Source organism: Pseudomonas glycinis (genome assembly GCF_054871425.1).
Map to the genome: position 1 here is coordinate 190247 of NZ_JBTYHF010000011.1, position 18043 is coordinate 208289.

The following is an 18043-nucleotide window of genomic DNA, read 5'->3' on the forward strand; positions in this document are numbered from 1 at the left end:
AAACCACAGCCATCCCCTTACCATTCCGCGGCTGGCTGGAAGCCTCGCAGAGAAAACCGGTTCGCATGTGGAAACTCAACCTGCACAAGGAAGGCAATAAACCATGAGCTTCATCGAAACGATCCAATCCAAGGAAGTCGATATCTACATATCGGCGTTCTTCACCATCCTCGGCCTGATTCTGGGAGCCATTCTGGATCGGGTACTCAAAGGCGATTCTCCACAATCCGCCAATCAGCCGGGCCATTCGGTAAACCTGACCTTCAATACGGTGGTCAATCCACCGCCGGGCGTAAACGCGGCCAGCACAAGCCAGGATATGACTCCGTTCATCTGCATGCTGCTGCTGGTTGCCGGACTCATTTATCTGTTTTTCAGGGTTGAAATACTCAACCTGCTTTCCTGGGTCACGCTGTTCACTATTTCCCTATGGGCTGGCGGAACCCTGCATAGCCTTTACCGGAGCTTCTTCGCGGGCATTAAGTGGGTCGTTGCGCTTTTGTTTTGCTTGGCATTTTGCGTGGCCGCGACGTATGTCACCGACGAAGCTTTTATGCCCACACAGGCGCCGCCAAATTTCCAGAACGGCCAGCGAATCATCAATGAGCAGGGACTGACGGGGATAAAGGAAAATTTCGTCTTGCTGGATATGCATTGGTTTTTGCTGCACCTGTCGGGCGTGATCCTGCTTATTTACACAAGTCTGCGGATGATGCTTTTTTCAACCTACTTCATCGTTGCGGGCGCACATGCCAATAACAACGGCACTCACGAACCATGGCTTTCCAGAAAAACCCGCAAGTACGCCAATCTGCGCAAAAACATCATCTTCATGCCCATCCTGCTGGTTCTCGCGTACCTGCTGACCTCGGGTCTTGCTTTCGACTGGTTCATCCACACCATGCCAAATCAGGTCAATGCGTTGATGAATACGGTGCTTTATGGGCGCTGATATTTCATCGTGCACTGAAGATCGACTGGCGGGACACCAACCCGGTTGGCAGAAGCGACATGAATTTTTCTTCACTGCGCCCAACCGGGACAGCCTGTAAAGTCCACTCGCTCATTCAAGAAACTACGGTTCGCCCGCGCTCCTAGCGGGCTTTTTTTCGCCTCGGCTTCTCCATATCTTGCCGCTCCCCACCATATGCGCGACTCTGCCAGCAGATCCCTCGCCAAGGAGCGCTCGATGCCGCTGTTATCCCTGCCCTGCCCGCGCCTGACCCTTGCCATCCTCTCCCCCGATCAAGCCGAGCTCGAAAGCGCGTTCTACCAGCGCAACCTCCGCCACCTGGCCCCGTGGTCACCCATCCGCACCACCGACTACTTCTCCACCGCCAACATCCGCCGTCGCCTCGAGATCCAGGCCAGCGCTTTCGAAGCCGGGTTAGCCATGCATTTCGCGCTACTGTCGCCGGACGGTCAGCAGATGATCGGGGCGTGCAATTTCAGCGGGATTATTCGTGGGGCGTTTCAGGCGTGTTATTTGGGTTATCACATTGATGAGGCGCATCAGGGGCAGGGTTTGATGCAGGAGGGGCTGGAGGCGGGGATTGGTTATATGTTCGATGTGCAGAATCTGCATCGGATCATGGCCAATTACATTCCGGGCAATGAGCGCAGTGCGCGTTTGCTTGAGCGTTTGGGTTTCGAGCGCGAGGGCTATGCGAAGGCATATCTGAATATCGCCGGGCGTTGGCAGGATCATGTGCTGACGGCGCTAGTCAATCCGGGGTTCGAGGCGCCGGATCAGCGCTGGTCGCGGCGCCTGGGTTGAGTTGCGCTAAATCTGTCAGACAAAAATCCTTTCAGCTCTCGGGTTTGCGGCCGATACAGACCTGCTAACACCCCTGCTGGCTCAAAAGAACAACAATCTTCCAGCTTAACTGACGACCAAGAAACCCAACGTTTCTGGAGGATTTGCATGAATAGCTGGTTCGGTAACATCAGCGTGAACATGAAACTCGGCCTGGGCTTCGGCCTGGTGCTGGCCCTGACCTGCGTTCTGGCGCTGACCGGCTGGACCAGCCTCGGCGGCCTGATCGACCGCAGCAACTGGATGAGCGACATCACCCAGCTCAACGCTGGCCTGACCAAATTGCGCGTGGTGCGCCTGCAATACATGCTGACCAACGGCGACGAAACCGCCGCGCAGAATGTGCAGACAACCCTGGAAAGTTTCGCCGCTCAGCAGCAGGCGTTGATCAGCAAATTCAAGAGTCCGGAGAACGTCAAACTGCTCAAGCAGCAGGCCGCGACCATCGCTGAATACCAGACCTCGCTGAACAAAATGCGCAACGCCTATCGCACCGGCAACAGCGCGCGCGACACCATGAGCGTCAACGCTCAGAGCGCATACAACCTGATCGAATCGATCAGCCAGCGTGTGCAGCAGTTGGAGTTGAGCGATCAGCGTTTCGAGCAGTTCCAGGCGGTTACTGCGGCCAAGGAAGCGTTCATCCTAGCGCGCTATGAAGTGCGTGGTTACACCGCGACCAGCAACGCCGAGACCGAGCAGAAAGCCGTCGGCCAGATCGACGCGGCCATCGCCAGTCTCAAGCCGCTGAACGCGCAATTTGCCGCGACTCAGCAGGATGCCTTGCGCCAATTGGAAACCGCGCTGAGCAGCTATCGCAGCGCGTTGATGGCGTACAAGAACGCCAACACCGATGCCGTGCAGGCGCGTAAGGAAATGACCGATCAGGGCACCACCATCGTCGCCCTGAGCGAGCAGCTGTATCAGATCCAGCTTGATCGCCGTGACGCTGAAAGCGCTCAGGCGCGCACCTTCCAGTTGATCAGTACGTTGCTGGCGCTGCTGGTTGGCGTGATTGCGGCGGTGATCATCACCCGTCAGATCACCCGGCCGTTGCAGGAAACCCTGGCCGTGGTCGAGCGCATCGCCAGCGGCGACCTGACTCAGAACGTCACCGTCACCCGTCGCGACGAACTCGGCGTGTTGCAGCAAGGGATCGCGCGCATGGGCGTGACCCTGCGTGATTTGATCAGTGGCATCCGCGACGGCGTCACGCAGATTGCCAGCGCCGCCGAAGAGTTGTCGGCCGTAACCGAGCAGACCAGCGCCGGTGTGAACAGCCAGAAGGTCGAGACCGATCAGGTCGCCACTGCCATGCACGAAATGACTGCCACGGTGCAGGAAGTTGCGCGTAATGCTGAGGAAGCGTCGCAAGCTGCCGCTGCGGCGGATGGTGAGGCCCGTGAAGGCGACAAGGTTGTGAATGAGGCCATCGCGCAAATCGAGCGTCTGGCCAGCGAAGTGGTGCGTTCGACCGAAGCGATGAGCGTGCTGCAGCAGGAAAGCGACAAGATCGGCAGCGTCATGGACGTGATCAAGGCTGTTGCCGAACAGACCAACCTGCTCGCGCTCAATGCCGCGATTGAAGCGGCACGTGCCGGTGAAGCCGGGCGTGGGTTTGCCGTGGTGGCCGATGAGGTGCGCGGTTTGGCTCAACGCACGCAGAAATCCACCGAGGAAATCGAAGGTCTGGTCGCCGGTCTGCAGAACGGCACCCAGCAGGTTTCGGCAGTGATGAACAACAGCCGCGCGCTGACCGACAGCAGCGTCGCCCTGACGCGCAAGGCCGGCGCCTCGCTGGAAAACATCACCCGCACGGTGTCGAACATCCAGTCGATGAACCAGCAGATCGCCGCCGCTGCCGAACAGCAAAGCGCCGTGGCCGAAGAGATCAGCCGCAGCATCATCAACGTCCGCGACGTGTCCGAGCAGACCGCAGCGGCGAGTGATGAGACGGCAGCGTCGAGTGTTGAACTGGCGCGGTTGGGTGGTCAGTTGCAGCAGATGGTCAGCCACTTCCGCGTTTGATGTTGGTTTTGCGCTGAGGCTGAAACCGAATCGCGGGCTTGCCCGCGATGGCGGTGGGTCAGTCAAATCGACGTTGCCTGACGCTGCGCCTTCGCGAGCAGGCTCGCTCCCACATCTGGATTTGTGTGGGTCACAGGATTTTGAGCACACCGCAGATCCCTTGTGGGAGCGGGCTTGCCCGCGATGGCGGTGGGTCAATCAAATCGACGTTGCCTGACACTCCGTCTTCGCGAGCAGGCTCGCTCCCACATTGGATTTGTGTGGCTCATCGGATTTTGAGCTCACCGAAAATCCCTGTGGGAGCGGGCTTGCCCGCGATGGCGGTGGGTCAGGTCAGTCTAACCAACGTCGCCTGACACTGCGCCTTCGCGAGCAGGCTCGCTCCCACATTGGATTTGTGTGGCTCGCTGGATTTTGAGCACACCGCAATACCCCTGTGGGAGCGGGCTTGCCCGCGATGGCGGTGGGTCAATCAAATCGACGTTGCCTGACACTGCGCATTCGCGAGCAAGCTCGCTCCCACATTTGGATTTGTGTGCACTCAGATTTTGAGCAGACCGCCGACCTCCTGTGGGAGCGAGCCTGCTCGCGAAAGCGGTGGGTCATTCAGATCATCATTGACTGACACTGCGCATTCGCGAGCAGGCTCGCTCCCACAGGGGTCTAGGGTGTCAGGACTATTCGGGATACCCGGTGATTTTGCGGATGCTTTGATACAGCGGTTTGAGCTGGCGATACATGCGCAAATACACCTCTCTGTACAACTGTTCATAAACCTTCTGCGCCTCAGGCTGCGGTGTGAAAACCGCCCCCACCCGAGTCATCGCCGCAATGGCCGATGGGAAATCCCGATGCAATCCCAACCCCACCGCACAGCAAATCGCCGCCCCCAACCCGGACGCTTCATACACATGCGGACGCTCTGCCGGCAGGCCGAAGATGTTGGCGGTCAGTTGCATGGCGGCGTCGCTTTGCGAGCCGCCGCCGGCGACGCGAAGGCGCTGGATCGAGACCTTTGAGCGCCGTTCGATGTTCTCCATGCCCTGGCGCAGCGCGTAGGCCAGGCCTTCGAGAATGGCCCGGTAGATGTGCGCGCGGGTGTGTACGTCGCCGAAGCCGATCATCGCGCCTTTGGCTTCCACGCCCGGTTCGCGGATGCCCGGTGACCAGTAGGGTTGCAGCATCAGGCCCATCGAGCCCGGTGGCACTTCGTTGACCAGTGCGTCGAACAGTTGCTCCGGCTCGATGCCCTGCTCTTTTGCCTGCTGCATCTCGCGCAGGCCGAATTCGTTCTTGAACCAGCTGACCATCCAGTAGCCGCGATAGATCATCACTTCACAGTTGTACTGATCGGGCACGGCCGAAGGATACGGCGGGATCAGCGGGACGATTTCCAGGTAGCGTGAGCGGGTGCTGGTGATGGTCGCGGTGGTGCCGTAAGACAGGCACACGGTGCGCGCATCGACCACGCCGGAGCCGATCACTTCGCAGGCCTTGTCCGCGCCCGCCGCGATCAGCGGCAGCCCTTCGGGAATGCCAGTGTGCCGGGCGGCTTCGGCTGTGATGTAGCCGAGGGTTTCGCCGGGTTTGTGCAGGGTCGGCAACTGCTCCGGGCGCACCGCCAGTGCTTGCCATTTCCAGTCATGCGGCGCCGCCCATTTCAGCCGTTTGAAGTCGAAGGGCAGATAACCGACGCAGCAGCCGACCGAATCGACGAAGCGTCCGCACAGGCGATGAGTAAGAAAACCCGAGAGCAGCAAAAACTTGTCGGTCGCCGCCCACACTTCGGGCTGATGCCGGGCGATCCAGTTGGCCTCGGCCTGGGCGCGAAAGTAATCCACCGTTGCCTTGGCGCCGACCAGTTTGAACAGCCAGCCCCACGGCCCCTTGATGCCGCCCTCGACCTCGGCCTGACGTTGATCGAGCCAGACAATTGCCGGGCGCAACGGTTTGCCCTTGGCGTCCACGTTGATCACTGTGCCGCGCTGGGTGGTCAGGGATACGCCGGCAATCTGCGCACGGTCGATGCGAGTCTGCTGCCAGAGTTGCTGGCAGGCCTCGCCGAGTTTCGCCCAGTAATATTCCGGGTCCTGCTCGGCCCAACCGGGTTGCGTCGAGTAGTACGCCTGCAGATCGACTTTGCCTTTGCCGAGCAGATTGCCCTGCAGATCGAAGAGCAACGCGCGCACGCTCTGAGTGCCGTTGTCGATCGCTAATAGGTATTTCATGGGGTGATCTCCGGCAAGCCGTGATCGCGCAGCCACAACAATCGATAACGCTGAATTTCCGCTAGCCAGCGCTCATCGTCCCAGGCCAATCGTGGCTGGCAGAGCGTGCGAATCGCGGGAAGATAGTCCTCGCCACCGCGCGGCAGCAACAGGCCCAAACGGGTGCGGCGCAGCAACAAATCATCCAGGTGCAGAATCATTTCCGCCTCGCAGGCGAACGCCAGTTCGGCCCACAACGTATCGCTGGCGCCAACCGTTTCCAGACCGAGTTCACCGAGCAATTGCGCCAGCCTCGGCAGGTCTCGACCGTGACGTCCGGCCAAGCGCCGCCATTGATTGCCGCTCAGTCCCGCAATTGTCAGCGGCGGCACAGCGGCGAACAACTGCGCGCCGTCATCGACAAAAGAACGCCCGAGCATCCCCGCACACGCCTTGAGCACTTCGATCGCTTGCGGGCGAAATGTGGTCAGTTTGCCACCGGCCAACGTCACGCAACCGGGCTCCTGCCACAACACATGTTCGCGGGTTTCGTTGGACGGTTTGTCCTGCTGCGCACCCGCCGCGCTGCCGACCACCGGACGCACGCCTGACCAGGTCGACAGCACATCGTCGACGCCCACTTCGGCGCCGGGAAATTGCTGCTGGCAAGCGGCGAGCAGATAGTCGAGTTCGTCGCTGGATATGCGCGCGCTGTGGTCGAGATCTTCGCGGTGATCGAGGTCCGTGGTGCCGACCACCGTCGCGCCCTCCCACGGAAACACGAAAACCGGGCGCCGATCGCGCTGATGTAGAAAAGTGAACGCATGCGCCACCGGCAAACGCCAGCCCGGCAGCAACAGATGACTGCCGCGCAACGGTCGCAATTGCTTCGCTGACTCAACGGGACGCAAGCGCTCAGCCCAAGCGCCCGTAGCCACGGCCAGCACGCCAGAGCGCAATTGCAGCGTGGCGCCGCCCTCGCCATCTTCGATCTGAACCCCGCACACGCGCCCGCCTTCACGCAGCAGTTGCGTGACCCGCACACCATTGAGCACCACCGCGCCATCGGCCCGAGCCTCGCGCAGTACGCGCATCACCAGCCGCGCATCATCGGTCAGGGCATCGACAAAACAGCTGCCGCCGAGCAGGCCGTTTTCCTTCACCCCCGGGGCGAGAAAACGCAGTTGCTCGGCGTCATGAAAACCATGGTTGCGCCGCCCCGCCAGCGCGTCGTACACCGAGAGCAGGCCGCCCATGACGCGCGGGCCGGGAAAGCCGCCGCGATAGTGCGGCATCATGAAACTCATCGGCTCGACCAGCCCCGGCGCCTCGTCGAGGAGGCGCTGACGCTCGCGCACCGAATCGCGGGTCAGGCGCCACTGGCCCTTGGCGATGTAACGCAAACCGCCGTGGACCATTTTCGATGATCGGCTGGAGGTGCCCCAGGCGAAATCGCGCTGCTCCAGCAGCAGACAACGCCAGCCCCGGCGCGCGGCTTCGCGGACGATTCCGGCACCGCTGATGCCGCCGCCGATGACGATCAGGTCCCAGGTGTCATCCGCCAGCGTCGGCAGAATCTGCTCGCGCCACTGCGCATTCCAGTTCGCCGTCATGGCCGCGACTCTGGCAATAACGTGCCCGGGTTGAGGCGCCCTTCCGGGTCGAAATGTTCACTCAGCGCCTGCAACGTCTGCATCGCCAGCGGGCCTTTTTCCCGCAACAGGTACGGCGCGTGATCCTTGCCGACGCCGTGCTGATGACTGATGGTGCCGTGGTTGTCGACGATGGTCTGGCTGGCCGCGTGTTTGAGCATCCGCCAGCGCGCCAGCGTCGCGGCATAGTCGGCTGCCGGGCGAAACACGTAAGTGGTGTAAATGCTCGATCCTTCGCCGTAAACGTGCGAGAGATGAGTGAACACATGCACGCGCTCGCCCTCGGCGGCCAGGGCATCGCGCAGGCTGTTTTCGATCAGGCTGAGCAAGTGATCGACGTTGCTCCAGTCGGTGGCCGTTTCGAGGGTGTCGACCACGTAACCGGCGTTCCACAGGTTCTCGCGCAGGTAGGGAAAGCGGAAGCGGTTCTGCGCCCACTTCTTGCCCAGCAGGGTGCCGGTGAACACGCCGCCGAAGGCTTTCAGATGCTGGCGCGCGTGTTTCAGTGACAGTGCGTTTTGCTGCCGATTGCCGGTGACGCCGAAGGTCAGCAGGCATTTGCCGGCGCCGGCGCCGCGCAGCTTGAGGTACTTTTCCAGCCAGGCGATCTGCTGCGGATGGCCGGCCAGCGCCAGTTGCGTTTCGGTTTCCACCGCGTTGGACAGACGCAGCATCGACAGCGGTACGCGCGCCTGCGCCAGTTGCCGGATTGCTTGCAGCGCGTGCGGCCAGTCGGGCAGGAACACACCGTAGAAACGTTCGTCCGCCGGCAACGCACTGACCCGCACCTTGACCTCGGAAATGATTCCGAAACGGCCCTCGCAACCGAGCACCATTTCACGCAGATCCGGTCCAGCCGCCGACGCCGGAAACGTCGGAATCTGCAGAGGCCCGGCGAACGTTTCCAGGGTGCCGCCCGCGAACAATTGCTCGATCCGCCCGTAGCGCAACGACTGCTGACCACTGGAACGGCTGGCCACCCAACCGCCCAGGGTCGAGAGCTCCCACGACTGCGGGAAATGCCCCAGCGTGTAGCCGCGCGCGCGCAACTGGCTTTCGACTTGCGGCCCGCTGGCGCCGGGGCCGAATGTCGCCAGCAGGCTCTGTTCGTCGAGATCGGTCAGGCGATTCATCCGCGCCAGCGACACCGTCAGCACCGGCCGCGTGGAGTTTGGCGGATTGATGTGTCCGGCCACCGATGTGCCGCCGCCATAGGGAATCAGGCACAGATCCTGATCATGGGCGAGCGCGAGCAATTGGCGGATCTGCTCGGCGGTTTCGGGAAACGCCACGGCATCGGGATAAGTACCCAACGCGCCTTCGCGCAACGCCAGCCAGTCCGGCAGGCTCTGGCCGCGCGCGTGCAACAGGCGGTCGTGAGTATCGACGCTGTACAAACGATGTGGCACCAGACGCGAGGTCGGCACTTGCGCCAACGCCGCTGCCAGGGTCGCATCGGGCAATGCCCGGCCAGCGCCCAGGCGTTCGTGGAGAAATGTCGCGCCCTGGGCCGGCAGTTCAACCACCGTGCCTGCCTCTCCCCAGCCGTTCCAGCGTCGCATGCGTGTGTCCTTTTTCTGCCGTTGGATCAAGCTTGCATACTAGTCAGCACTGGAGATCTGTCACGGTCGCATCGGGCCATAACCTGTAGCCAATGGCGCCAAACGTCCGGGCATTTACTTTCGCCGGGCAATCCACTTACCTTGCGGCATTCATTCGCTCACGCGCCGTCGATCAAAGGACCGCGACCATGCCATCGCTCGGCTTCACTTCCGTTCCGCCGCTGCTCAAATACCTGCGTCACGCCGAACAGTTGGGCATGGCCATCGAGCCTGCATTGGCGGCGGCCGGGTTGCAGGCGCAGCAGTTGAGCGACAACACCTTGCGCCTGCCGGGCGAGGTTCACGAGCGCTTGCTGGATTATTTCTGCGAGCACTCGGGCGATGGGTTGTTCGGGCTGCATGCGGCGAATTTCGTCCTGCCCAATTCTTGGAGCGTGCTCGGTTACATCACCATGAATTGCGCGACGCTGGGCGATGCGATGAGCCGGATCATGCCGTTCGAAAAACTCGTCGGCGATATGGGCGTCAGCCGCGCGGAGGTGCAGGGCGAGCACGTGCATCTGATCTGGACCTGCCGTTACCAGCGGCCACGGATTCGTCGGCATCTGGTGGAAAACGTGCTCGGTTCGTGGCTGCACTATGCGCGCTGGATCGCCGACACGCAGCTGTCGCCGGCCTGCGTATGGCTGGAGCATGCGCGGCCGGATGAGGTCACGCAGGCGGAGTACGAGGCGTTTTTCGGTTGCCCGGTGCGGTTCGATCAGGCGTATTCGGCGCTGGTGGTGCCGCTGGATTATTTGCAGTTGCCGCTGCGCCAGGCCGATGCGCAATTGCTGCGAACCCTGGAAGAACACGCGATGGGTTTGCTGGCGACGCTGGAAGATGCGTCGCTGGCGCAGCAGGTGAAAAACATCCTGCGCGGTTTGCTCAAGGAGGGCTTGCCGCGCAAGGAGCAAGTGGCGGAGCAGCTCAGCGTCTCGGTGCGCACGTTGCAGCGGCAGTTGCAGCAGGTCGGGACGTCGTATCAGCAGATTCTCGATGAGCTGCGTCAGGAGTTGGCGGAGCACTACTTGCTCAATAGCACGTTGCCGGTTCAGGACATTGCGCAGTATCTGGGTTTTACCGAACCGCGCTCGTTTCATCGCACGTTCAAGAGCTGGCGCGGGATGCCGCCGGGGGAGTTTCGGTTGCGGAATCGGCGGTGATGCTGATGGCCCTATCGCTGGCAAGCCAGCTCCCACAGGTTCGGTGCAAGCCACAGATATAGTGATCAACTCGGACACTGTGGGAGCTGGCTTGCCAGCGATGGCGTCATCGGCAGCGCCGTAAATTTCCGCCATATAAATCGCGCAATAAACACGATTCCCTTCAACTGTTTAAAATCGCCAGACATTCAGCGAAACCACCCACAATTCCTTGCGCCGCTGCCTACGCCTGCGCCAGAATCCGCCGGCTTGTGCGCCCCAGACCTCATCGCTACTGTGATTGCGTCACTGCCTATCAGTGATCGGGTTTAGTAGCCCGGAGTATTTGGGGTGCATCGTTCATCAGACAGTCAGGTCTCGCCTGAGCTTTATGGTGGCTGTGCGCAGGGCGCTCTCGGGCGCGCCGGTTTCCCAGATCCCCGGTCTACTAACCTGCGCACAGCTGCCTCCACTTTCTTTAGTAGGAAAGCGGTGGCCAGCCAAAATGAGGATCTGGATATGTTCAAAGTAACCCCAAACCCGCCCCCCACCGACTCGGCATCCCCCTACGAATCCGCCGAATCGAAGAAATTCCACGAAGCCGCCGACCGCGCCCTCGACCATTACCTCGGCCCATCCAGCGCCGAATTCATGGCCCCGCCCTACAAGTCCAACACGCTGTACATGGCCAATCCCGACGCCGACAACGAATCGCTGTTGGCCGACGCCTGCGAAACACTAGGGTCGGCGACGGTGATGCTCAACGATCAGGCGGGGCTGGTGAACGGCTCGCAACGCAAGACGTTGCAGGGCATTGCGCAGATTGTGATGGTCGCGGAGATGGCGGTGAATCGGGTGCTGGATCGGTTGGTGCCGACTGATTGAGGGTTTTTGAGGAATTTGGTGTGGGCTGGTTTTTGTGGGGTGTCAGGGGTTGCCCCTCACCCCAGCCCTCTCCCAGAGGGAGAGGGGGCCGACCCAGCTGTCTTGCGTTGTCCGTCGACCTGAAAGACCGAGTCGATTATGGATTCGACGCCATGCATTCAATTCGATTATGGATTCAGCACAGAACATTCAGGTCGGCGTAACTCCCGAGCATCCCCCAATCGGTCCCCTCTCCCTCCGGGAGAGGGCTAGGGTGAGGGGCTTTTGATCTCTGGCGCTAAATTCAAAGACTGATCGCATTGGTAAACACCAACCGATTGCCAAACGGATCGGCGATCGTCATGTCCTGACTCCCCCACGGCATCGCCTGAATCTGCGGGTGCGAGAACTTGTAATCCTTGGCCATCAGTTGCTGCTGAAACGCCTCCAGCTCATCGGTCTCGATACGCAGCGCCGAACCCGGGCAGGCATCGCCGTGATGCTCGGACAGATGCAGCACACACTCGCCCCGTGACACCTGCAGATACAGCGGAAAATTCGCTTCGAAGCGATGCTGCCAGTCGATCTTGAAACCGAGAAAATCGACGTAGAACTCGACAGCCTTGGCCTCATCGAAGATCCGCAGGATCGGGGTGGTTTTGCCGAAGCTCATGGGGTGCTCCCTGACTGATTGGCCCCACAGTGTAGACGGGGAGGATGTCAGCAAATCGGCTTGTGGATGGCTTTCTTTAATTGCAATGTGCCATCACTGTGACGCACACCACGAATCCTTAACGAAAGTGGTCGCGCAGGTCGCCCTGTCGCGCAAGAAACCGCCCTGCCCTCGCCCCATTCGCCTGTCCATCGCGATAACTCAACACGCCGTTGACCCAAACCCCGTCAATCCCCTGCGCCGCCCGTTGCGGATCGTTGAAATCGGCCACGTCGCGCACGGTCGCCGGATCGAACAACACCAGATCCGCCCAATGCCCTTCACGAATCTCGCCCCTTTCCTGCAAGGCAAAACGCGCCGCCGACAGGCCGGTCATCTTGTGCACGGCGGTGTGCAGCGGAAACAGGCCGACGTCGCGGCTGAAATGGCCCAGCACCCGTGGGAAAGCGCCCCACAGGCGCGGATGCGGGAACGGGTCTTCGGGCAGTCCGTCAGAACCGACCATCGAAAGCGGATGGGCGAGGATTCTTCTGACGTCGGCCTCGTCCATGCCGTAGTACACCGCGCCCGCCGGTTGCAGACGTTTCGCGGTTTCTTCCAGCGACAGTTTCCATTCGCCTGCGATGTCGATCAGGTCGCGCCCGCTGACTTCCGGGTGCGGGGTCGACCAGGTGATGGTGATGCGATGGGCGTCGGTGACTTGCTTCAAATCCAGGGTCGAGGAACTCGCCGCGTACGGGTAGCAATCGCAGCCGACCGGATGGGTTTTCGCTGCCTCTTCCAGCGCTGCGAGCAATTGCGGACTGCGTCCCCAGTTACCGACGCCGGCGCATTTGAGGTGGGAAATGATCACCGGTGATTGCGCGTGGCGGCCGATCTGAAACGCTTCGTCCATCGCCTCCAGCACCGGGGCGAACTCGCTGCGCAGATGGGTGGTGTACACCGCGCCGAATGCCGTCAGTTCTTCGGTCAGTTGCATGACTTCATCGGTCGAGGCGTTGAAGGCGCTGGCGTAGGCCAGGCCTGTGGATAAACCCAACGCGCCGGCCTCGAGACTGTCGCGCAACTGCGCGCGCATGGCGGTGATTTCGCCGGGTGTCGCAGTGCGGAACAAGTCGTCGAGGTGATTGCTGCGCAGCGCCGTGTGGCCGACCAGCGCGGCGACATTCAGCGTGGGATTGGCCGCTTCGACGGCGGCGCGGTAGTCGCTGAAACGTGGATAAACAAACGCTGCGGCAGTGCCGAGCAGGTTCATCGGGTCCGGCGGATTGCCCTTCAAACTCACTGGCGAAGCGCTGATGCCGCAATTGCCGACAATCACCGTGGTCACGCCCTGGCTGAGCTTGGGCAGCATCTGGGGTTGGCGGATGACCACGGTGTCGTCGTGGGTGTGCACGTCGATGAAACCCGGCGCCAGCACCCGGCCGGCGGCGTCGATTTCTTCGCTGGCGCGGGCGTCGGGCAGATCGCCGATGCGCTCGATGCGGCCATTGAGAATTGCCACGTCTGCCTTATAGCCGGGCGTGTTGCTGCCGTCGATAACCAGCGCGTTGCGGATCAGGGTGTCGTACTGCATGTCAGTCTCCCAGCGGCAGGTGATCGTCGCCGCCACGGTATTCGTCGAGGGCGAGTTTGATTCGCCGCAGACGTTCTTGATTGTCTTCAGGGCTGGCCAGCGCCAGCTCGGTGGCGAGCACGTCGATGGCCAGCAGCATGCCGTAGCGCGCCGCCGTCGGTTTGTAGATGAACGAGGTTTCCGCGCCTTGCAGCGGCAGCACGACGTCGGCCAGTTCGGCCAGCGGTGAATCGCCGCGAGTGATGGCGAGGATGCGCGCGCCGTAGTTGCGCGCCAGCTCCACGGTTTCCAAAAGCTCCGGGGTGATGCCGGTCAGCGAGCAGGCGATCAGCACTTGCTCGGCGTTCAAACTGGCGGCGGTGACGCGCATCATCACCGCGTCGTGGCACACCGCAATCGGGTAACCGAGGCGCACCAGACGCACCTGCAATTCATCGCTGCACAGGGTTGAGCAACCGCCCATGCCGAACGCGTGAATCATCCGCGCCTGACCGAGTAATTTCACTGCGTCAGCGAAGCGCGATTCGTCAAATCCGGCCAGATGCTGGCGCAGGGTGGTTTCGATGTCGCCGACGATCTGCCCGTAGAACGCCGACTGCTCAGGCGTGCCCGCCGGGTCGAGAAAACGGCTGCCAACGCCGCTGGCCTGGGCCAGTTGCAGGCGCAGATCACGCAGGTCACGGCAGCCGACCGTGCGGGCAAAGCGCGACAGCGTAGCGGTGCTGACCTCGGCGCGTTGTGCGAGGTCTTCGAGGCTGGCGCTGGCGGCAAAGCCGACATCGTCGAGCATCAACCGCGCAATGCGGCCCTCGCCGGCGCTGAAGGAATCCTGGCGGGCGCGGATCTGGTAGAGGATGTCCATAGGCGGCGGGCTCCGGTTACAGCAGGTAGGAAAGGCCGACGGTCAGCGCGAAAGCGACCAGCGAAATCAGCGTCTCGAGCACGGTCCAGGTCTTGAACGTCTGAGCGACCGTCATGTTGAAGTATTCCTTGATCAACCAGAAGCCGCCGTCGTTGACGTGGGAAAAGATAACCGAGCCGGCGCCGGTCGCCAGCACCAAAAGCTCAGGATGTGGATAACCCAGACCGATGGCCACCGGCGCGACAACGCCTGATGCAGTGGTCATCGCCACCGTCGCCGAACCGGTGGCGACACGCATCAGCGCGGCGAACAACCAGCCCATGATCAGTGGCGACAAATGAAATTCATGGGCAAGGCCGACGATCTGATCGGTAACGCCGGCATCCACCAGAATCCGATTCAAGCCGCCGCCCGCGCCGACCAGCAAGGTGATGCTGGCGGTGGGCGCGAGGCATTCGTTGGTGAACTTGAGGATCGATTCGCGGTTGAAGCCTTGGGCAATCCCTAGCGTCCAGAAGCTCAGCAAAGTCGCCAGCAACAGCGCGATCACCGAGTTGCCAATGAACAGCAGGAACTGGTTGAACGCGCTGCCGGGGGTGGAAATCAGGTTGGCCCAGCCGCCGATCAACATCAGCACCACCGGCAGCAGAATGGTCGCCATGGTGATGCCGAAACCCGGCAGTTTGTCGCGCGGCTCGCGCTCGAGAAATTGCGTTTCCAGCGGGTTGTCCGCCGGCAATTGAATGCGCGGCACGATGAATTTCGCGTACAGCGGGCCGGCGATGATTGCGGTCGGAATGCCGATCGCGATCGCGTACAGCAAGGTCTGCCCGACCGAGGCCTGATAGGCCTGCACCGCGAGCATCGCCGCCGGGTGCGGCGGCACCAGCGCATGCACCACCGAGAGGCCGGCCACCATCGGCAGACCGACCATCAAAATCGACCCACCAACGCGGCGCGCCACGGTGAAAGCGATTGGCACCAGCAAGACGAAACCAACTTCAAAGAACAACGGCAAGCCGACCAGAAACGCAATGCAGACCATCGCCCAATGCGCGTTCTTCTCACCGAATTTCTCGATCAGCGTGCGCGCCATCTGCTCGGCACCGCCGGACTCGGCCATCATCTTGCCGAGCATCGTTCCCAACGCCACCACCAGCGCAATATGCCCCAGCGTCTTGCCGACGCCGGCCTCATACGCACCGACCACCGCCGACGGCGGCATCCCGGCCACCAGCGCCAGGCCCAGGGAAATCAGGGTGATGACAATGAACGGATTGAGCCGGTAACGGGCGATCAATACGATCAGCGCAATGATGGCCACAGCGGCGTAGACAAGCAGCCAATAGCCGAGGGAAGGCGTCATGCGGTACTCCTCGAAAGGGTCACGTTCGAATGGGTTGTGAAACTCATAAATCATTTCGAGATAGAGATTTCAAACCACATGAAAGTAATTTTCGTGGAGAGACAAGAGGTGTCGCTGATGGGCATGGGGTGTCGTGATTAATGAAAATCGGAGGGCGGGATTTTCATGGCATTTCAAATCTCCACTTAACTCTGTGGGAGCGAGCCTGCTCGCGAAGACCGCTTCAAATTCAACATCTCTGCTGACTGACCCACCGCTTTCGCGAGCAGGCTCGCTCCCACAGTTTTGATCGCACCCTTCCAGGCAGAACGCTGTCGACCTCTTGAACCGAGTATGTCGACGCTTCGAACGAGCGCTATACTCGCTCAAGGTAATTACCCGGGATCACGCCATGGCCATCGTACGTCGCAACCGAAAAAAATTGACCCAGGACGCCCTGATCCGCTCAATCGCCAGCTCTACAGCGATCGAGACCGGCCAAAGTGTCGATATGATCGAACGCAAGCTCAAGGCCAAATCCGGCAAATTCCAACACCTCGCATTGGCCAGGTAGGCTTCTCTCAAGCCCACAGTGCTCGCCGGACCCAATATTCCATTGGCTGGTAGTTGCAGTTGAGGCCTTGATTTATCGCAGCAAAGTAAGCCTCTTTGTTTCGCTCCCAACTGCTGTAATCCAGCGGAACATAGCCCGCCTGCACCGCCATCACGTCTGCAAGTAATCTGGACAGCCGTCCATTACCCTCCCGGAATGGATGAATCAAAATGAATTCCACATGCGTTACGGCGATGGCGTGAATGAGGTTCTCATCAAGATCAGGTTTGCACGGGGTGAATTCAGCAAGGCATTCCTTCTCAAACCCCTCTAACAAGCGCGGAATCTGTGGGGCCGCAGCAAAGAAAAAACCATCTTTGCCAAGGTTGACCGCCCGTATTTCACCCGCCCAGGGATAGATATTGCCCAGCCAGTACCGATGCCAATCCCTCAAGTCCTGAACAGTAATTGTCCGTGCCGGTAAACGCTCGATCAGAACCTGCTGGTAAAGTTTTTCCAGCAGAGTCAGCTCGGCATCATCCATCTCTTCAGGATCACTGATTCCCAGCTTGTTGCTCAGTACCTGCTCATCCGAGCCGGCCTGAAAACTGCCCTGTGCCCCCTCTGCCTCGTAACGATCAACCATTCCCGAACCTGCCGACCTGTCGATGATTCAAGGCACCTTAAGCCGGGTGACATGCGAGCGCAAAGGCAGAAATACAAACGGTCACCCAAAGGCGGCCGTTCAATTGATCGATAGCAAAGCCCGACGGGGTTCAAAGACCCATCACACCATTTCGTTACGAATCCATTCCACCACCGACGTGCGCTTCGGCGTCCAGCCCAGCAGGTCGCGGGCGTGTTTGCCGCGTACGCGGCTGTTGGAACCGAGGCCGTAGTTGGCCATTTCATAGCCCCATTCGGCTTCGGCGTCTTGCAATGGCCAGTCTTGCGGTTCGCCCAGATTGAGGGCTTCGGCCATGGCGGTGGTCATGTCGATGAACGAGGCTTCACCGCTCTCGACGAAGTAGAAAGTGCCGGGCACGTTTTTGGTCAGCGCCAGCTGATACAGGGCGACGACGTCTTCGATGTGCACGTTGGACCAGATATTCTGCCCTGTCCCGACGTGGCGAACGACGCCGCTTTTGTGCGCCTGCTTGAGCAGTCGCGGCAGTTGCACGCTGTCGCGGTTGACGCCCAGGCTGTGGCCGTAGATCAGCGTGTTGCAGATCACCGCCGAGTTCACGCCATCCTGCGCCGCTGCGAGCACGAGGTTGTCGATGGCTACGCGATCGGCCTTGTCGACAGTCGGCTCCGGCAGGTTGTCCTCATAGTAAATGTCATCGCTGGATTTGCCGCCGGAAGCATCGCCGACAATGCTCGAACCGCTGGTGTGCAGAAAGACTTTATTCGAGCCGCGCAAAGCGTCGAGTAACGCTTGCACCGCACCGCGATGGTCGCTGCTGGCAGCGTTGATGACGGCATCGGCAGCACGGGCCTGTTGCGCCAGCAATTGGCTGTCATCGAGGGTGCCGATTACCGCGTTCATGCCCAATGCTTTCAGCTCATCAGCCTGCTCCGCGCTGCGCACCAGGCCGGTGACGTTGTGCCCGGCCTGCACCAGGCCGGTGGCGATGGAACCGCCGATAAAACCGGCCGCGCCGGTAACGAATACGTTCATGGAGTAACTCCCTGCGTGAATAAGTGATGCAGCGAGTATC

At 60.8% G+C, this 18043-nt stretch carries 15 protein-coding genes and 1 pseudogene; 7 read left to right on the forward strand and 9 right to left on the reverse strand.

The window, feature by feature from the left end; genetic code table 11:
• Positions 1–103 precede the first annotated feature (103 nt).
• The 4 genes and pseudogenes from ACYSTU_RS24555 (at position 104) to ACYSTU_RS24570 (ending at position 3844) form a co-directional block, all read left to right on the forward strand.
• Complete coding sequence (locus tag ACYSTU_RS24555; protein WP_073473873.1) at positions 104–952, forward strand: hypothetical protein; 849 nt, start codon at positions 104–106, stop codon at positions 950–952.
• Positions 953–1189: 237 nt separating this feature from the next.
• The gene (gene rimJ / locus ACYSTU_RS24560) at positions 1190–1777 is read left to right on the forward strand and encodes a ribosomal protein S5-alanine N-acetyltransferase (RefSeq protein ID WP_122508189.1); all 588 of its coding nucleotides are present in this window, start codon (positions 1190–1192) and stop codon (positions 1775–1777) included.
• 282 nt (positions 1778–2059) lie between these two features.
• Positions 2060–2938 (forward strand): annotated as a pseudogene (locus tag ACYSTU_RS24565) (methyl-accepting chemotaxis protein); the annotation flags it as partial.
• 201 nt (positions 2939–3139) lie between these two features.
• Positions 3140–3844, forward strand: coding sequence for a methyl-accepting chemotaxis protein (locus ACYSTU_RS24570; RefSeq protein WP_370593651.1), 705 nt, complete (start codon positions 3140–3142; stop codon positions 3842–3844).
• Positions 3845–4521: 677 nt separating this feature from the next.
• Here ACYSTU_RS24570 and ACYSTU_RS24575 read toward each other — a convergent pair.
• From ACYSTU_RS24575 to ACYSTU_RS24585, 3 genes are read right to left on the reverse strand one after another with little or no spacing between them, the layout of a single operon-like run.
• Complete coding sequence (locus ACYSTU_RS24575; RefSeq protein ID WP_499002106.1) at positions 4522–6072, reverse strand: FGGY-family carbohydrate kinase; 1551 nt, start codon at positions 6070–6072, stop codon at positions 4522–4524.
• Entirely contained in the window at positions 6069–7664 is a 1596-nt protein-coding gene (locus tag ACYSTU_RS24580; RefSeq protein WP_499002109.1) for a glycerol-3-phosphate dehydrogenase/oxidase, read from the reverse strand. The genes ACYSTU_RS24575 and ACYSTU_RS24580 overlap by 4 nt, the downstream gene beginning before the upstream one ends.
• Positions 7661–9265 carry an FAD-binding oxidoreductase gene (locus tag ACYSTU_RS24585; protein WP_499002112.1) on the reverse strand — a complete coding sequence of 535 codons (1605 nt, stop codon included), beginning with the start codon at positions 9263–9265 and terminating at the stop codon, positions 7661–7663. Before ACYSTU_RS24585 ends, ACYSTU_RS24580 begins: the two co-directional genes overlap by 4 nt.
• Before the next feature lie 188 nt (positions 9266–9453).
• On the opposite strand from ACYSTU_RS24585, the gene gliR reads away from it, so the two are divergent.
• Both gliR and ACYSTU_RS24595 read left to right on the forward strand, forming a co-directional pair.
• Positions 9454–10470 (forward strand): AraC family transcriptional regulator GliR, encoded by a 1017-nt coding sequence (gene gliR / locus ACYSTU_RS24590; protein WP_499002115.1) that lies wholly within the window; start codon positions 9454–9456, stop codon positions 10468–10470.
• A gap of 498 nt (positions 10471–10968) precedes the next feature.
• Complete coding sequence (locus tag ACYSTU_RS24595) at positions 10969–11334, forward strand: DUF6124 family protein (protein WP_336341873.1); 366 nt, start codon at positions 10969–10971, stop codon at positions 11332–11334.
• A 283-nt stretch (positions 11335–11617) separates the two neighbouring features.
• Here the strand turns inward: ACYSTU_RS24595 and ACYSTU_RS24600 are convergent, their stop codons facing one another.
• The 4 genes from ACYSTU_RS24600 to ACYSTU_RS24615 all read right to left on the reverse strand — a co-directional run bounded on the left by ACYSTU_RS24600 (position 11618) and on the right by ACYSTU_RS24615 (position 15790).
• Positions 11618–11986: a glyoxalase superfamily protein gene (locus ACYSTU_RS24600; protein ID WP_016771789.1), complete on the reverse strand. Its 369-nt coding sequence runs from the start codon at positions 11984–11986 to the stop codon at positions 11618–11620.
• 118 nt (positions 11987–12104) lie between these two features.
• Positions 12105–13562: an N-acyl-D-amino-acid deacylase family protein gene (locus ACYSTU_RS24605; protein WP_499002119.1), complete on the reverse strand. Its 1458-nt coding sequence runs from the start codon at positions 13560–13562 to the stop codon at positions 12105–12107.
• Between the two features lies 1 nt (position 13563).
• Positions 13564–14424, reverse strand: coding sequence for a MurR/RpiR family transcriptional regulator (locus ACYSTU_RS24610; protein ID WP_122508182.1), 861 nt, complete (start codon positions 14422–14424; stop codon positions 13564–13566).
• 16 nt (positions 14425–14440) lie between these two features.
• Positions 14441–15790, reverse strand: coding sequence for a GntP family permease (locus ACYSTU_RS24615; protein WP_499002122.1), 1350 nt, complete (start codon positions 15788–15790; stop codon positions 14441–14443).
• Positions 15791–16181: 391 nt separating this feature from the next.
• Between ACYSTU_RS24615 and ACYSTU_RS24620 the strand changes: the two genes are divergently transcribed.
• The gene (locus ACYSTU_RS24620; protein WP_016771791.1) at positions 16182–16343 is read left to right on the forward strand and encodes a hypothetical protein; all 162 of its coding nucleotides are present in this window, start codon (positions 16182–16184) and stop codon (positions 16341–16343) included.
• A 7-nt stretch (positions 16344–16350) separates the two neighbouring features.
• Here the strand turns inward: ACYSTU_RS24620 and ACYSTU_RS24625 are convergent, their stop codons facing one another.
• Together ACYSTU_RS24625 and ACYSTU_RS24630 are read right to left on the reverse strand one after the other, a co-directional pair.
• On the reverse strand, positions 16351–16968 hold the full coding sequence (locus ACYSTU_RS24625) for a Fic/DOC family protein (protein WP_476313032.1): 618 nt from the start codon (positions 16966–16968) through the stop codon (positions 16351–16353).
• Between the two features lie 141 nt (positions 16969–17109).
• Positions 17110–18003: an NAD-dependent epimerase/dehydratase family protein gene (locus ACYSTU_RS24630; protein WP_499002126.1), complete on the reverse strand. Its 894-nt coding sequence runs from the start codon at positions 18001–18003 to the stop codon at positions 17110–17112.
• Between the last annotated feature and the right edge of the window lie 40 nt (positions 18004–18043).

Coding starts and splice junctions, on each gene's coding strand:
- ACYSTU_RS24620 (WP_016771791.1), top strand. CDS start 16,182: ATGGCCATCGTACGTCGCAACCGAAAAAAATTGACCCAGGACGCCCTG.
- ACYSTU_RS24605 (WP_499002119.1), bottom strand. CDS start 13,562: ATGCAGTACGACACCCTGATCCGCAACGCGCTGGTTATCGACGGCAGC.
- ACYSTU_RS24630 (WP_499002126.1), bottom strand. CDS start 18,003: ATGAACGTATTCGTTACCGGCGCGGCCGGTTTTATCGGCGGTTCCATC.
- ACYSTU_RS24555 (WP_073473873.1), top strand. CDS start 104: ATGAGCTTCATCGAAACGATCCAATCCAAGGAAGTCGATATCTACATA.
- ACYSTU_RS24595 (WP_336341873.1), top strand. CDS start 10,969: ATGTTCAAAGTAACCCCAAACCCGCCCCCCACCGACTCGGCATCCCCC.
- ACYSTU_RS24575 (WP_499002106.1), bottom strand. CDS start 6,072: ATGAAATACCTATTAGCGATCGACAACGGCACTCAGAGCGTGCGCGCG.
- ACYSTU_RS24570 (WP_370593651.1), top strand. CDS start 3,140: ATGACTGCCACGGTGCAGGAAGTTGCGCGTAATGCTGAGGAAGCGTCG.
- ACYSTU_RS24600 (WP_016771789.1), bottom strand. CDS start 11,986: ATGAGCTTCGGCAAAACCACCCCGATCCTGCGGATCTTCGATGAGGCC.
- ACYSTU_RS24585 (WP_499002112.1), bottom strand. CDS start 9,265: ATGCGACGCTGGAACGGCTGGGGAGAGGCAGGCACGGTGGTTGAACTG.
- rimJ (WP_122508189.1), top strand. CDS start 1,190: ATGCCGCTGTTATCCCTGCCCTGCCCGCGCCTGACCCTTGCCATCCTC.
- ACYSTU_RS24615 (WP_499002122.1), bottom strand. CDS start 15,790: ATGACGCCTTCCCTCGGCTATTGGCTGCTTGTCTACGCCGCTGTGGCC.
- ACYSTU_RS24625 (WP_476313032.1), bottom strand. CDS start 16,968: ATGGTTGATCGTTACGAGGCAGAGGGGGCACAGGGCAGTTTTCAGGCC.
- ACYSTU_RS24580 (WP_499002109.1), bottom strand. CDS start 7,664: ATGACGGCGAACTGGAATGCGCAGTGGCGCGAGCAGATTCTGCCGACG.
- gliR (WP_499002115.1), top strand. CDS start 9,454: ATGCCATCGCTCGGCTTCACTTCCGTTCCGCCGCTGCTCAAATACCTG.
- ACYSTU_RS24610 (WP_122508182.1), bottom strand. CDS start 14,424: ATGGACATCCTCTACCAGATCCGCGCCCGCCAGGATTCCTTCAGCGCC.